Origin of the sequence: Nocardia sp. NPDC019395, from assembly GCF_040632335.1 — a bacterium.
Lineage (GTDB): Bacteria > Actinomycetota > Actinomycetes > Mycobacteriales > Mycobacteriaceae > Nocardia.
The window spans coordinates 113802-128494 of sequence record NZ_JBEYBT010000006.1; the positions used below are offsets into that span (position 1 = coordinate 113802).

Below are 14693 nucleotides of genomic sequence, written 5' to 3' on the forward strand. Positions count from 1 at the left end.
CGGCGACGACATGCGGCGGGATTCAGTCCCGCTCCGGTCGCGGCCGGTCGAAACGCCGCGCCCACCGTCTGCAGGGTTCTTCCACCAGTGCGTGACTGGCCGCGGCGATCGGCAGCGTGAAGGCCACAGTAAGTAGGAGCACCGTCAGGAAATCGCCGTGGAAGGGCATGATCCCGAAAATCGGGAAGATCACCGACATCACGGCCAGATGCCAGATGAAGATGCCATAGGACCAGCGCCCGACAGTCGCCGCGGGCGCCGAGGTGAGCCAGCGATGGGGTTTGTCCACCCGCCCCAATATCAGCGGGGCGAGCAGCGCGAAGCCGACCACCGCGCCCAGGCCCATCTTCGCCGCGTACTGCCACGGTTCGGCTCGCGTCAACCCGGTGACCCCACCCAGATCGGTCCCCGACACCACGAAGGCCGCCGTCGCGATCGCCCACATCAGTGGCTGATTGCCCAGGATCCGGCGCCACCGGGCGCGCCGCTCGTCGCAGATCAGCTCGGCGAGCAGCATTCCGCCGGCGAACCATGGCAAATAGGCGGGCAGCCAGTTGTCCGCGTGGATCCCGCCCGGAGTCGGTACCGGGATGAAATTCCAGCTCAGACAGACCAGGCCCAGTATCAGTACGGCCGGTACCCGGGCCGCGGCCGCCCGGCCGCGCAGGCCGTGCAACAACCAGGCGAGCAGCGGCAGCACCAGATAGAAGGCCACCTCCACCGACAGGCTCCACATCTGGGTGAGCCCGTCGGTCAGCGTGAGCGGTATGAAGACCTGTAGTAGCAGCAGGTTGGAGAACCACACCTGCACACCGGCCGTATCGGCCGCCGCCGGTACCAGGATGAGTACCGTGCACACCACCACCCAGTAGGCGGGCATGATGCGCGCGACGCGATGTCGCAGGTAGACGCCGACGGTGGGTGCGTCGCCGAGTCCGCGCGCGGCCAGTGCGTGCGGCCGCCACAGCAGGAAGCCCGACAGCGCGAAGAACACCGCGACCGCCATATCGAAACGTTCCAGCAGCCGGCCGATAACCGGGATCGCGGTGGCTCCGGTCTGGAATGCCACATGGGTGACCAGCACCCCGAGTGCCGCCAGACCGCGCATACCTTCCAGCGCGGGAAGAAAGGACCGTTGACGGGCCGCCGCCACCGGCGGTTCGGACGGTGACGCGAGCAGGCGGGCGTCGTCCGTCGCGGTGGCCGGGAGGTCCTGGCCGAGGACGGGCGCGTCTCCGGCGCCGGTGGTCGGGGCCCCGGTCACCGGACCTCCTTCGAACCAGGTTCATGCGGTCCGCGGAGGCCGTAGCGAAGGAGGAGGTATCGCATCACCGGACCTCCTTCGAACCCGGTTCATGCGGTTCGCGGAGGCCGTAGCGGAGGCGGAGGTATCGCATCATCGGCCTACAGTCTGCCGCGCCGCTCCGGACATGGGGAAACCGGTATTTCACAATGCGCGTTAGACTCCCTCCGATTTGGGTCGGAATCCGGCCTCGCCAGCGCCTGGGTAACACTTCTGCTGTTAGTGTCAGGGCTCACGAGTGCCGCGGCGCCCCGCTGTACCCGCGGAACGACCTGTGTTCTACGACGAGGAGACTTTGCATGGCACTGAGTGCCGGAACCAGAAGGACGGTTGCCTGCGTGCTCGTGGGTCTCGGCGCGTTGCTGATCGTTGCCGCGCTGATGATTCCTACCTACACGATCAGCAAAATGGCCAAGACTCCCCTCGACCTCGAGATCACCACCGTCGCGGTCAACCAGAAGGACCAGGAGAGCCTGGTCCTCGACTCGACATCGCTGACCGAAGAGGGGCGCTCGGCAGAGGTCAACAAGAACGTTCCGCTCGTCTCCCAGCGTTTCCTCACCGTCGAAGATCCGTCCGACGCCGACGAGATGACGATCCAGGCCGGTAACACCCTGCGCCGGATCGACAAATCGGGCGATACCGGTGTGCTGACGGCCTACGTCGACCGGATCACCGTCGACCGCAAGACCGGTGAGCCCGTCGCCGCCGACCCCAACGGCTCGATCGCGATGACCACCAACAGCAAGGGCGAGAGCATCGCCGATCCGGTGAACCGCACCGGTCTGCAGTACCGGTTCCCGATCGGTACCGAGAAGAAGACCTACCCGTACTTCGACGTTCTCGCCCGGACCACCACCGATATGGAGTTCCTGGAAGAGACCGAGATCAACGGCACCAAGGTCTACCACTTCCGGCAGAACGTCCCGGTGACCGATCTTTCCAAGGTGGCCAACGCGCCGACCAACAAACTGAGCCTGCCCGCGGCGAAGTGGGGTGTCGAGGGCGGCGAAGAACCGATCACCATGTCGCGCTTCTACAGCAACGTCCGTGATGTATGGGTGGAGCCGCAGACGGGCACCATCGTCAAGGGCGGGGAGCAGCTGAACATCTTCTACGGGCGTTCCGCCGACAAGCCGGAAGTGCCCGCGCTGAAGGCGAATATGGTGTTCGACGCCGATACGGTCGAATCGCAGCTCGCGGTGGCGAAGGAGAACACCGACCAGCTGTCGCTGTTCGGGCGTGTCCTGCCGATCGTTTTCGGCATCGTCGGTGTCATCGCCCTGATCGCCGGTATCGTGCTCGGTCTCATGGGTGGCGGTTCCGGCCGGCCGGTTCGTAACGCCGGCCCGTCCGGTAGCCGACCCGGCGGCCCGGCGCCTTCGCCCGCGGATTCGGACGCGCCGACCACCACGCTTCCGCGGGCCGGTTCCGCGGACGCGCCGACGGAGACGATCAAGATGCCGAAGAACCTCTGAGTCGTACAGCGAGACCAGAAAGGCTCCCCGACCGATGGTCGGGGAGCCTTTCTGTATTCGCGGGCCGGGCGCGAACAGCGGCGTACACCCGCATTTCGCCGAGAACGGCCGGACCCCGCCCGGCGATTCGGGGCGGGATCCGGCCATGCGATGCCGGATCAGCGCAAGGTGGCGGTGAGGTGGGGATACCCCTTCTTCGGATGCCGCATCGCCAGTTCCCAGCCGTCCGCGACCTGATCCGCGTACACGTTCACGGTCGAGGGCAGCAGTACCGGTTTGCCGAACTTCACCGAATAGGAAGTCCGGCCCGGGACCCGGCCCTCCAGGGTCGACAGAATCGCCGCCGCCGACCACATACCGTGGGCGATCGCGCGGGGGAACCCGAATGCTTTGGCACCCAATGCCGAGGTGTGGATCGGGTTCTGATCACCGGACGCGTCGGCGTACCGGGTGATCGTCTTCTGGTCCACCTTCAGGGTCCGCAGCGGGGGCGGCGGCACCTCTTCCGGTTTCGGTTCGGGTTTCGGCCCGCCCGACAGCGATGTCTTCTGCTGGTGCAGGAAGGTCGTGACCTGCCGCCACACCAGTTCCCGCCCGACCCGGATCTCGCTGATCGCGTCCACCAGCAGCCCTTTGGGGTGCTCGCGGAGGTTCTCGATATGCGCGGTGATATCGAGCGGTTCGCTCATCGAGATATCGCGGGTGCGTTCGATCAGGTTCTCCGCGTGCACCGCGCCTACGGCGACGAACGGGAAATCGCGCTGCACCACCAGTTTCATCACCATCGGGAAGGTGATGACGAACGGGTAGGTCAGCGGCAGCGTATCGCCGAACCGGAGCCCGGTGGCCCGGCAGTAGGCGGCCAGATGCTCCGGATCCACGCGCAGACCGTCGAGCCGGACCTCCCGGTCCGGGATCGCCGATTTGCGGCCGGAGACGAACGGCAGCGGAACCGCGCCCAGGGCCGCCTTCACGTACAGGCTGCCGTTCTTCGGCGGGGTGTCGAGCGATATGGTCTCGGTCATCACGCGCCGATCATGCTCTGACCGCAGACGCGGACGATATTGCCGTTCACCGCGTTCGAGGCCGGGCTGGCGAAATAGGCGATGGTTTCGGCGACGTCCACGGTCTCGCCACCCTGGTTGAGCGAGGCCATCAGCCGGCCGCCCTCCCGGGTGGCCAGCGGAATCGCCGCGGTCATGGCGGTTTCGATGAATCCGGGGGCCACGGCGTTGATCGTGATGTTCTTCTCGGCCAGCGCGGGCGCTTCGGCGTTCACCATGCCGATAACGCCGGCCTTGGAGGCACCGTAATTGGTCTGCCCGCGGTTACCCGCGATACCCGCGATGGAGGACACATCGATCACACGGCCACCCTCCTTCAGCGCACCCGCGGCCACCAGGCCCTGGGTGATCCGGTGCGGGGCGGCGAGGTTCACGTTCAGGACGGCGTTCCAGCGGCCTTCGTCCATATTCGCCAGCAGTTTGTCCCGGGTGATACCGGCGTTGTGCACGATGATGTCGATACCGCCGAAACGTTCGGTGGCGAACTCGGCGAGCCGCTCGGCGGCGTCGGGGGCGGTGACATCCAGCGCCAGCGCGGTACCGCCGACCTTGTTCGCTGTCTCGGCCAGGGACTCTCCCGCGGCCGGGATATCGGCGACGATCACGGTGGCGCCGTCGCGCGCGAAGACCTCGGCGATGGTCGCGCCGATACCGCGAGCAGCGCCGGTGACCACCGCGACCTTCCCGTCGAGCGGCCGGTTCCAGTCGGCCGGTGCGGTCGCGTCGTCCTTGCCGACACGGATCACCTGGGCGTCCACGAACGCCGATTTGGCAGACAGGACGAATCGCAGTGTCGAGGCCAGGCCGGTGGCGGCCGGGGCGGCCTCGGGGTGCAGGTATACCAGCTGGGCGGTGGCGCCGCGCAGCAGTTCCTTACCGACCGAACGGGTGAAGCCCTCGAGCGCCCGCTGCGCGATCTGGCCATCGATGCTCCCGGCGAGTTCCGGGGTCGTTCCGATCACCAGCACCCGGCCGGACGGTGCGATGCTGCGCATGGCCGGCTGGAAGAATTCGAAGAGCTGCGAGAGATCCTCGACGCTGCCGATACCGGTGGCGTCGAAAACCAGTGCGCCGTATTTGGTTCCGGTGGTCAGCGAATCGGCGAAGGTGTAATCGTCCGCCAGCAGTGCGCGCAGTGGTTCGGCGACTCGGCCCTTACCGCCCAGCAGCACCGGACCCGGAAGCGCGGGTTCGCCGGCGATATAGCGCCGCAGCTTCTCCGGCTTCGGCAGGCCCAGCTTGTTCGCGAGGAACCCGCCCGGCGCGGAGTTGACGAACGATCCGTACAGGCTGGGTGCGCCTTTGCTCTTGGCTGCCACTGTTCCCACCTTTTCCTGTTGCTCGATGTGGTGTCTCGGTACCGGCGACCGCCTCGGGATGCCCCGATGGCCCTGACCTCGATGGCACTGACCCGCGCAGAGGCCAGGCCGTGAGGTTGTCCGGCGCACAGTCGCCGGAGGCGGTGTCGACATTGAACTTACTCCGGAGTAAGTTTATCGTAAACCGATCGCGGACGGGCGTCGGCCGCTGTGGCCGGATACCGCGGCCCGGAGCCCGGAAACACCCGATAATCTCGCCGACTCGACACCTTGGGAGACCCGAGTGACCACCACACCCCGTTCGACCCGTCCGATCGCCATCCTCGGCGGCAACCGAATCCCCTTCGCCCGCTCCGACAAGGCCTACGCCCACGCGTCCAACCAGGACATGTTCACCGCCACCCTGGACGGTCTGGTCAGCCGATTCGGTCTGCAGGGCGAACGCCTGGGCATGGTGGCCGGTGGCGCCGTACTCAAGCGGGTCGGCGAACACGGCATGATCCGCGAAAGCGTGCTCGGCAGCCGGCTCAGCCCCTACACCCCGGCCCACGATCTGCAGCTGGCCTGCGGAACCGGTCTGCAGGCCGTGGTCACCGTCGGTGACGCGATCGCGGCCGGCCGGATCGAGGCCGGAATCGGCGGCGGTACCGATACCACCTCCGACGCCCCGATCGGTGTCAGCGAACGGATGCGCGAATGGATGCTGAACATCAACCGTGCCCGCACGAACGCCGAGCGGGTCAAACTGGTGGGCCAGCTGCGTCCGGGCATGGTCGGCATCGAGATCCCGCGCAATGCCGAACCGCGCACCGGTATGTCCATGGGTGAGCACGCGGCTGTCACGGCCAAGGAATTCGGCGTCGCCCGCGAGGCACAGGACGAACTGGCCTATCTGTCGCACAAGAATATGGCCGCCGCCTATGAGCGCGGCTTCTTCGACGATCTGGTGACTCCGTTCCTCGGACTGACGCGGGACGACAACCTGCGTCCCAACTCGTCGGTCGAGAAACTGGCCACTCTCAAACCGGTGTTCGGGGTGAAGCTCGGCGATGCCACGATGACGGCGGGCAACTCCACACCGCTCACCGACGGCGCCTCGGCGGTGCTGCTGTCGAGCGACGAATGGGCGGCGGAACGCAACCTGCCGGTCCTCGCCCACCTGGTGGACAGCGAAGTCGCGGCTGTCGATTACATCCACGGGCCCGACGGACTGCTGATGGCCCCCACGTACGCGGTGCCGCGGCTGCTCGCCCGCAACGGTCTCACGCTGCAGGATTTCGACTACTACGAAATCCATGAGGCGTTCGCGTCGGTGGTGCTGGCGTCGCTGCAGGCATGGGAATCGGATCGGTACTGCAAGGAGCGGCTGGGGCTCGACGGCGCTCTCGGTGCGATCGACCGGACGAAGCTGAACGTGAACGGATCCTCGCTGGCAGCGGGGCATCCGTTCGCGGCGACGGGCGGGCGGATCGTTGCCCAGACTGCCAAGATGCTGGCGGAGAAGGGGTCGGGGCGGGCGCTGATCTCCATCTGCGCGGCCGGGGGGCAGGGAGTGGTGGCGATACTCGAGCGCTGAGTTTTTGCGGCGCCTGCGGCGTCGCGGGTTCGGGGCCCCCTTGGTCTCGTTCTTCACTCCCGGCGGTCGGTCGCTGCGCTCCTTCGCTCTGGTCGCTCCAGAACGAGACGGGCGCCGAACCGCCGAGGCGGACCGGTCGCATGCGGGGAAATGGGGTGGGGTCGGATGTGGACGGACTGGCGATAGGGGTTCAAACGCGCCCGCGGGCGGCGGCGAGGTCGGTGGGCCTTGGAAGGTCGGGGGTGGGTTGGACCGTGAAGGTGAGAAGCTGATCGGCCCGTGAAGGTGCTGTGTTTTTTGGCGCCGCCTGCGGCGTCGCGGGTTCGGGGCCCCCTTGGTCTCGTTCTTCACTCCCGGCGCTCAGTCGCTGCGCTCCTTCGCTCTGGTCGCTCCAGAACGAGACGGGCCCCGAACCACCAAGGCGGACCTGTCGCATGCGGAGAAACGGGGGCGGAGTCGCATGCGGACAGGTGGGCGGTAGGGAACAAACGCGCCGGGGGCGGCGGCGAGTTCGGCTGAGTGGGGGCGCATGCGGACGACTGGCTGTAGGGGATCAAGCGCGCCGGGGGGCGACGGCTGGGTCGGGCGGGTGGTGAGGTCGGAGTGGAGGAGAGGTCGGAGTGGAGGAAGGGGTGTGCGGCGCCCGGTCGAGGGGTGGGGCGCCGTGGGTGGGTTTGGTGGTTGTGATCGGTGGTTCGGGCTCGGAGGGGGCTGCTACTCGTTGCCTGGTAGTTCGTGGTGGCCGCCGAAGGCTGCGCGCATGGCGGAGAGGGTTTTGTCGGCGTATTCCGATTCGCCGCGGGAGGCGAAGCGCTGGAAAAGGGCTGCGGAAAGTACCGGGGCGGGTACGCCGATATCGACTGCGGCGTCGATGGTCCAGCGGCCCTCGCCCGAATCCGAGACGCGGCCGCCGAACGAGTCCAGGTTCGGGTCGGCGTGGAGTTGGGCCGCGGTCAGGTCCAGTAGCCAGGATGCCACCACCGATCCGCGCCGCCATACCTCGGTGACCTCCGCGATATCGATGTCGTAGCGGTAGTACTCCGGGTGTTCGAGGGGGGTCTCCTCGGCGGAGAACTCGCCTGCGGCGCGGTTGCCGTAATCGGCTTTGTGCAGGATGTTGAGCCCCTCCGCGTACGCGGCCATGGCACCGTATTCGATGCCGTTGTGCACCATCTTCACGAAATGGCCCGCGCCTGCCGGTCCGCAGTGCAGATATCCGTGTTCGGCCGGTCCGGGTTCGCCCTCTCGGCCCGGCGTGCGGGGCGCGGCGGCGACGCCGGGTGCGATAGCGCGCAGCAGCGGTTCGATATGCCGCACCGGGTCCGGTTCGCCGCCGATCATGAGGCAGAAGCCCCGCTCGCGGCCGAAGACTCCGCCGGAGGTGCCGATATCGAGGTAGTGGATGCCCAGCGGACCGAGTTTCGCCGCCCGGGCGATATCGTCGTGGTAACGGCTGTTGCCGCCGTCGATGACGATATCGCCGGGCTCGAGCAGATCTGACAGCTGATCGATGACCGCGCCGGTGGCGCCGGCCGGGATCATCACCCACACCACCCGGGGGGTGTCGAGGGTGGCGATGAATTCCGTCAGATCGGTACTGCCCCGGAAACCGTCGCCGAGCTCGGCGGTGAGGTCGGCGATCACCGCGGGATGGCGTTCACATCCCACCGCGGTATGGCCGGCCGCGACGATCCGCCGCACGATATTGGCGCCCATCCGGCCGAGCCCGATCATGCCCAACTGCATGTCACGTCCCCTTTTCCTGGGTAGGAGTCCGGATCGCACGTTGTAGTCGATTGTGCCCGGCCGTGCTCGGATTTCCGGGAGAAGGGTGTAACGACCTGTCCTCGGTGCCGATATACCGGTTGGCTCCGTGTATTCGCCTGACCCCCGACCCGGCGACTGCACGGGGCCACTTTGCTGTCCGGGCCCCAACCGTGCAGTGTCTCAACTGAGCCGCCGTACGGGCTACCCGATGGCGCAGCTGTGATCGATCAGGCACTGAAGATTACAGTTCGGACAACTATCGTTGGCGAAGGCTCGCGCCCGCGAGTCCCCGGACATATCGAGTGGGGAGGACGGTTCGTGAGCGGCGAATCGAACACCGACCGCGGCGACAGACACGACCCCGGCCGGCCGCGGCCGATGGACGGCGGCCCTCGACAGCCGCTCGACCACGGCCGCCCGCAGCAGCCGCCGCCCGCGCAACCGAATTCCGCGGATGCCGTCGCACCCGGTTGGCGCGGCGGCAGTTCGTGGTTGAGCCCGGCCACTGGAACGCCGTCGGGCCCGGGTTCGGCATCCGGGACGGATCAGCCGGAACCCTCCTCGGATTCCGTATCCGCAGGTGGGCCTGCTCCAACCTCCGGACCCACCCCCGCTGTTTCTCGTGCCCCCCGGCCCGGTGCCGAGCCGCCTGCCGCCCACCCGGGATCCGAGCCGGGACAGGTCCCCGGTGATCCGGCAGGCTCGGATTTCGCGACCCAGCAGCTGCCCCGCGCCCACGCCGCCGCCCCTTCCGCCGGTGCCTACACCGCCGCGGGCGTCGACGCCGATGCCCCGACAGAAGTCTTCGATTCGGCGGAGCTCACGGCACGCCTGTCCCAGGGCGCGGTGTCTCGGCCGGCGTACTCCGAAGATCCGGCGGCCACCGATGTCCTCGGCCAGGGCGGGTCGGTTCCGCCCGCGCCGCCCAAGGGGCCTCGCCCGGGCGGTTCCGGAGGGTCCGGTGGTGACGCCCGCCGCCCGAGCGGTGCTCGTACCGGGTTGCGCGATTCCGCGACTGCCCGGCGGGTGCTGCTGGTAGCGGCCGTGGTGTTCGGAATCGCGCTGGTGGGCTATATCGCGGACTTGGTGATGACATCCGGCAAGATTCCGCGCGGCGTAGAGGTCGCCGGGATCGCGATCGGCGGTATGGAAAAGGAAGAGGCCCGCGCGAAGCTGCAGACCACGCTCGACGCCCGCTCCGGCGAGGTGATCCCGGTGAAGATCGCCGATGTGCAGACCCAGCTGGTGCCCGGCGCCGCCGGTCTGGGCGTGGACTGGGACGGCACCTGGGAGCGGGTCGGCGGTCAGCCGCTCAACCCCGCCTCCCGGCTGTTGTCCTTCGTCGCCACCCGCGAGGTCACCGTGGCCAGCACGGTCGACGAGGCGGCGTTCACCCGCACGTTCGACGAGCTGCGGGTACACGATCATCCAGCGGAAGAGGGCGGCATAAAGTTCGAGGGCACCCGCCCCATCGCGGTGGACCCGAAGCCCGGCCGGGTCCTGGATCAGGCCGGCGCGCGGACCGTGCTCACCGACCAGTGGGCGACCGCGAGCACCCTGGACCTCCCCGTCACCCCGGCACCGCCCGCGGTCCGGCGCGACGCCATCGAACAGGCACTGCACCAGATCGCCGAACCGGCGGTGAGCGCCCCGGTGGTCTATTCGGGCAAGGGCTCGGGAGGCGCGACGCTGAACCCGGATCAGATCGCCGCCATCGTGAGTTTCGTGCCGGACGGTCACGGCGGGCTGCGCGTCGAATTCGACCACAAGGTCGCCACGGATCTGCTCGCTCCGCAGCTCGCCTCGACCGAGGTCGAACCGAAGGACGCGACCTTCACCTTCGCCGGTTCGCCCAGTGTTGTTCCCGCTGTGGTGGGTGACAAGATCAACTGGGCGAAATCGCTGGAGCAACTGCCGGCGATGCTGGCCGCGACCGGACCTCAGCGGACCACCGCGGCGATCTACGAACGGACCGAACCCAAGCTCACCACCCAGGCGGCGGAATCGCTCGGGATCACCGAGTCGATGGGTGAGTTCACCACCGGCGGTTTCTCCGGTCCGTCGGGTGTGAACATCCGTACGGTCGCGCAGAAGGTGAACGGCGCTGTCGTCAAACCGGGCGAGACCTTCTCGCTCAACGGGTACACCGGGCACCGTGGTGAGGCCGAGGGCTACGTGGAATCCGGGATCATCGACCACGGGCGCCCCAGCAAGGCCGTCGGCGGCGGGATCAGCCAGTTCGCGACCACCCTCTACAACGCCGCGTATTTCGCCGGGCTCGAGGACGCCGGCCATACGGAACACAGCTACTACATCTCCCGCTACCCGGCGGCCCGGGAAGCAACGGTTTTCGACGGCGCCATCGACCTGCAGTTCCGCAACAACACCCCGCACGGCCTGTACATCCAGGCCTTCGCGGACAGCTCCGAGGTGACGGTGCGGATCTGGGGCACCAAGACGGTGAACGTCGAATCCATCACGGGTGAGAAAACCAAGCCGACCGAGCCGGAAACCGTAACCCTGCCCAAGGGCGACGATTGCATCGCCTCCACGGGAGCTCAGGGTTTCACGATCTCCGATACCCGCGTGATCACCGATATCAATACGGGCCAGGAAGTTTCGCGGCATACGCGGACGGTGAAGTACGACCCGGTGCCCGAGGTGAAATGCGAATCACCGGAGGAGCAGAAATCGGAAGAGGACAAGCCCGAGGACAAACCGGATCCGACAGCTGTGCCGAGTAGTGGCAACGAAGGCAGTCGTCCCGGCAGTCGCGCGGGCGGTCGCTGAGCGAGGTCCCGCGCAGAACTTCCGCTGTTACGGCCGGTGCCCGCGGGCACCGGCCGTTGCTGTGCGACCGGATTGTGGTGGGCACGCTACAAACCGGACCGGTCCTGTGACCGGTCCCCGGAAGCAACCGGCCCGGCGCGCCGAAGTCCGAGGCGGTGCGCTGTGCGGACGAAGCCAGGTTCGGCCCGAAGTCCCGCTGTGAGCGTGCCTCGGATATCCGGAGGCACAGCGATCCCGGTTATCGAGCGCCGCCGCCTGCCGTATGTGCCCGGAGGTGACCTACAGTCGAGTGCGCATCAGCAGCACGTTGTACTGCCGGTGCACCGTGAGCAGGAAGTACAGATCACTGCCGGTTTGATACGGGAAGATCATCGGTGCGTAGGCCGTGGGGAGCGCGGCGCCCTCGACCAGGACGCGAGGCGGGCCCCAGGGGCCTTCCGGCGAGTCCGCGGTGCGCAGCACCACCGAATTGAACGGATCGGTCGTCAGCATCACGAACTTGCGCAGATGCTCGTTCCACTGCACCGACAACTCGGCCACGCCGTCGACGATCGGCGCGGCGGCCCGGGCATCGTTCGCCTTCCAGCCGTGCCCGTCCCAGTACTCGTAGGCATCCATATTCGCGATATCGGCCTCACGCACCCGGGAGACGAATCCCGGGTTCCCCCGCCCGGCCGGTGTGCCGTACCGGTACACGTAGCCGTCGGCCTTCACGAACGCGTTCTGCTGGAAACGTTCATAGCCGTCCACATTCCCGCGGCGGGTGGTGGGGAGCTGAGTCCAGGTGCGCCCGCCGTCGCCGGAGGAGGCGAGGGTGGCGAAGTTGGTGGTCCACTTGCCGTGGTCGCCCCACTGTTTCACCGACATCATGCTCATGTACTGCACGCCACCCACCGCGACACCGGCGGTGGGGATCAGACTGATCTCGATCCCCGGAATCTTCGGGCTGGGCAGTGGGTTCGAGACCGAGCCGTCGAACATGATGCCCTGAGCTGGATCCTGGGTGTGGCTGAAGAAAACGACATTGCTGCTCCACGCCCAGGCGCTTCCGGCCAGCAGATTCGGGAAACCGAGACCCGCCGAATCACCGAACGCGGTCAACATGGTGCCGGCTCCGTCGTCCCACATGATCCCGAGATCGGTGCCGAGCACGTTCACTCGCTCGGTTCTGTTGGGACTGTCCATCCCGGTCATCTGGAAAACGGCCTGGGTATCACCCGGCAGCGCCGGCAGACCACGAGGCTGCCCGTTGATCCCCGGAATCGGGTTCACATTGTTCGGGTCGGCCACGGACGGTCCGGCCAGGACGAGCGCGGCGGCAGCACCCACGATCCCGGCGCGCATGAGTACGGACAGCGGGCGTGTCATTCTCGGGGTCCTCCTGCGGGGCTGCGCGGTCTGCAGGACAGCCTAGATGTTCCAGCACCCGTGTGCCGATCTTCAGCTGTGTTTTGGCGCGCCCGTCTCGAAGGTGACAACGCGCCCGTCGCGGAGGTGACAAGCGGGGCCGCTCGCGAAGGTAGGAGGGTGAGCGGACGGTGCACTTTGGCCCGCAGGATCCGCACTTACCCCCGTCCGAACCTCCCTCCGGCCGAACCTCCGCCGCCCCTGGGCGCGTTTGATCCCCCTACCGCCAGTCGGCCCGCATGTGTCCCCGCCACCGTTTCCTGCATGCGGTCGGTCGGCGTTGGTGGTTCGGGGCCCGTCTCGTTCTGGAGCGACAGAGCGGGGGAGCGAAGCGGAGGAGCGCCGGAGTGAAGAACGAGACCAAGGGGGCCCCGAACCCCGCGACGCCGCAGGCGGCGCCAAAGAAACAGTTGCCGGAGACATCCGCCGTGCTGACCCTGCGGCACGCCGTCCGGGACTGGCTGCGGCGATTCGGGTCGTCCGGGCCCGTGGCCGTCGGTCTGTCGGGGGGCGCCGACTCGCTGGCGCTGACCGCCGCCACCCTGGCGGAGGCCGAGGCCGTGGACGCGCTCGTGGTGGACCACCAGTTGCAGGAAGACTCTGCCGAGGTCGCGGCGACGGCGGCGGCGACCGCGCGGGCGCTGGGGTGCCGTTCGGTACGCGTCCTTTCAGTCGAGGTGGGCCATACCGGCGGTATGGAGGCCGCCGCGCGCACCGCCCGCTACAGCGCTCTGGCGGCCGCACGCGGTGACCGGCCGGTGCTACTCGGCCACACACTCGACGATCAGGCCGAAACCGTTCTGCTCGGGCTCGGTCGCGGCTCGGGGGCACGCTCGATTCAGGGGATGGCCCCCTTCGACGACCCGTGGGGCAGGCCGCTCCTGGGTGTCCGCCGCGTTGTCACCCGCCAGTTCTGCGCGGATGTGGGCCTGTCGCCGTATGACGATCCACACAACAGTTCCCCGGAATTCACCAGGGTTCGGCTGCGCACCGAGGTGCTGCCGGTACTGGAGGATGTTCTCGGCGGTACGGCGGCCCTGGCCCTGGCCCGCACCGCCGAACAGCTGCGCCACGATAATGCCGCGCTCGACGAATTCGCTGGAGAGCTGCTGGTCAGAGCGGAATCGGCGTCCCACGGGTTGTCCTGCGAGGTACTCGCCGCCGCCGCTCCGGCAGTGCGGAGCAGGGCCGTACGTGCCTGGTTGCTGGCCCGGGGGGTCCGGGGTGTGACCGGAGCGCATATCCGGTCGATCGACGAACTGGTGGTGGCTTGGCGCGGCCAGGGCGGGGTCGCGGTGGGTGGTGCGGAGCGGGGGACCAGGTTGGTCGTGGTCCGCGAGCATGGCAGGCTGACACTTGCCCGCGCCGACCGGGTGAGCCGCGACCGAAGGGAAACCAGCTGACGTGTACGGGGACGATATAGCTTCGGTCCTGATCACCGAGGAACAGATCGAGGCAAAGGTCAGCGAGCTGGCCGAACTGCTCTCCAAACGGTATCCGGCCGACGCTCCCGAAGGGGATCTGTTGTTGGTGGGGGTACTCAAGGGCGCGATCTTCTTCATGACCGAGCTCGCCAAGGCTCTGCCGATTCCGACCCAGATGGAGTTCATGGCCGTCTCGTCCTACGGTTCGTCCACCTCGTCCTCCGGTGTTGTGCGCATCATGAAGGACTTGGACAAGGACATCGCCGGGCGCAATGTGCTGATCGTCGAGGACATCATCGATTCGGGGCTGACGCTGTCCTGGTTGATGCGCAACCTCTCCACCCGTAACCCGGCTTCGCTCGAGGTGGTCACCCTGCTGCGGAAGCCCGATGCGCTGCGTACACAGGTCGAGGTGGCGAACGTGGGTTTCGATATCCCCAACGAATTCGTGGTCGGCTACGGCCTGGACTACGCCGAGCGCTACCGGGATCTGCCTTATATCGGCACGTTGCACCCGCGGGTCTACGGCGGCGAAACCGACTGAACCCGGTGTGGGCGGGAGGGC

At 67.6% G+C, this 14693-nt stretch carries 10 protein-coding genes; 5 read left to right on the forward strand and 5 right to left on the reverse strand.

Annotation, left to right across the window (positions count from 1 at the left end; all coding sequences use genetic code 11):
• Positions 1-22 precede the first annotated feature (22 nt).
• Positions 23-1108 carry an acyltransferase gene (locus ABZ827_RS17610; RefSeq protein ID WP_357237992.1) on the reverse strand — a complete coding sequence of 362 codons (1086 nt, stop codon included), beginning with the start codon at positions 1106-1108 and terminating at the stop codon, positions 23-25.
• A gap of 494 nt (positions 1109-1602) precedes the next feature.
• Here ABZ827_RS17610 and ABZ827_RS17615 point away from each other — a divergent pair, with 494 nt between their 5' ends.
• Positions 1603-2781 (forward strand): DUF3068 domain-containing protein, encoded by a 1179-nt coding sequence (locus ABZ827_RS17615; protein ID WP_357237832.1) that lies wholly within the window; start codon positions 1603-1605, stop codon positions 2779-2781.
• A gap of 158 nt (positions 2782-2939) precedes the next feature.
• On the opposite strand, the gene ABZ827_RS17620 is transcribed toward ABZ827_RS17615, so the two are convergent.
• Positions 2940-3806, reverse strand: coding sequence for a MaoC/PaaZ C-terminal domain-containing protein (locus ABZ827_RS17620; RefSeq protein ID WP_357237993.1), 867 nt, complete (start codon positions 3804-3806; stop codon positions 2940-2942).
• Entirely contained in the window at positions 3806-5164 is a 1359-nt protein-coding gene (locus ABZ827_RS17625) for a 3-oxoacyl-ACP reductase (protein ID WP_357237833.1), read from the reverse strand. The genes ABZ827_RS17620 and ABZ827_RS17625 overlap by 1 nt, the downstream gene beginning before the upstream one ends.
• Before the next feature lie 283 nt (positions 5165-5447).
• On the opposite strand from ABZ827_RS17625, the gene ABZ827_RS17630 reads away from it, so the two are divergent.
• On the forward strand, positions 5448-6740 hold the full coding sequence (locus ABZ827_RS17630) for an acetyl-CoA C-acetyltransferase (RefSeq protein WP_357237834.1): 1293 nt from the start codon (positions 5448-5450) through the stop codon (positions 6738-6740).
• A 714-nt stretch (positions 6741-7454) separates the two neighbouring features.
• Here ABZ827_RS17630 and gnd read toward each other — a convergent pair.
• A complete protein-coding gene (gene gnd / locus ABZ827_RS17635) occupies positions 7455-8486 on the reverse strand; it encodes a phosphogluconate dehydrogenase (NAD(+)-dependent, decarboxylating) (protein WP_357237835.1) in 1032 nt (343 codons plus the stop codon).
• Positions 8487-8825: 339 nt separating this feature from the next.
• On the opposite strand from gnd, the gene ABZ827_RS17640 reads away from it, so the two are divergent.
• Entirely contained in the window at positions 8826-11297 is a 2472-nt protein-coding gene (locus ABZ827_RS17640; protein ID WP_357237836.1) for a VanW family protein, read from the forward strand.
• A 279-nt stretch (positions 11298-11576) separates the two neighbouring features.
• On the opposite strand, the gene ABZ827_RS17645 is transcribed toward ABZ827_RS17640, so the two are convergent.
• Positions 11577-12665, reverse strand: coding sequence for a DUF4185 domain-containing protein (locus ABZ827_RS17645; protein WP_357237837.1), 1089 nt, complete (start codon positions 12663-12665; stop codon positions 11577-11579).
• A gap of 449 nt (positions 12666-13114) precedes the next feature.
• Here ABZ827_RS17645 and tilS point away from each other — a divergent pair, with 449 nt between their 5' ends.
• Positions 13115-14107: a tRNA lysidine(34) synthetase TilS gene (gene tilS / locus ABZ827_RS17650; RefSeq protein WP_357237994.1), complete on the forward strand. Its 993-nt coding sequence runs from the start codon at positions 13115-13117 to the stop codon at positions 14105-14107.
• Between the two features lies 1 nt (position 14108).
• Positions 14109-14672 carry a hypoxanthine phosphoribosyltransferase gene (gene hpt / locus ABZ827_RS17655; protein ID WP_357237838.1) on the forward strand — a complete coding sequence of 188 codons (564 nt, stop codon included), beginning with the start codon at positions 14109-14111 and terminating at the stop codon, positions 14670-14672.
• Positions 14673-14693: the final 21 nt, after the last annotated feature.

Bases quoted from the DNA above. Each gene is read 5' to 3' on its own strand.
- ABZ827_RS17610 (WP_357237992.1), bottom strand. From the start codon at position 1,108: ATGCGCGGTCTGGCGGCACTCGGGGTGCTGGTCACCCATGTGGCATTC.
- ABZ827_RS17615 (WP_357237832.1), top strand. From the start codon at position 1,603: ATGGCACTGAGTGCCGGAACCAGAAGGACGGTTGCCTGCGTGCTCGTG.
- ABZ827_RS17620 (WP_357237993.1), bottom strand. From the start codon at position 3,806: ATGACCGAGACCATATCGCTCGACACCCCGCCGAAGAACGGCAGCCTG.
- gnd (WP_357237835.1), bottom strand. From the start codon at position 8,486: ATGCAGTTGGGCATGATCGGGCTCGGCCGGATGGGCGCCAATATCGTG.
- ABZ827_RS17645 (WP_357237837.1), bottom strand. From the start codon at position 12,665: ATGACACGCCCGCTGTCCGTACTCATGCGCGCCGGGATCGTGGGTGCT.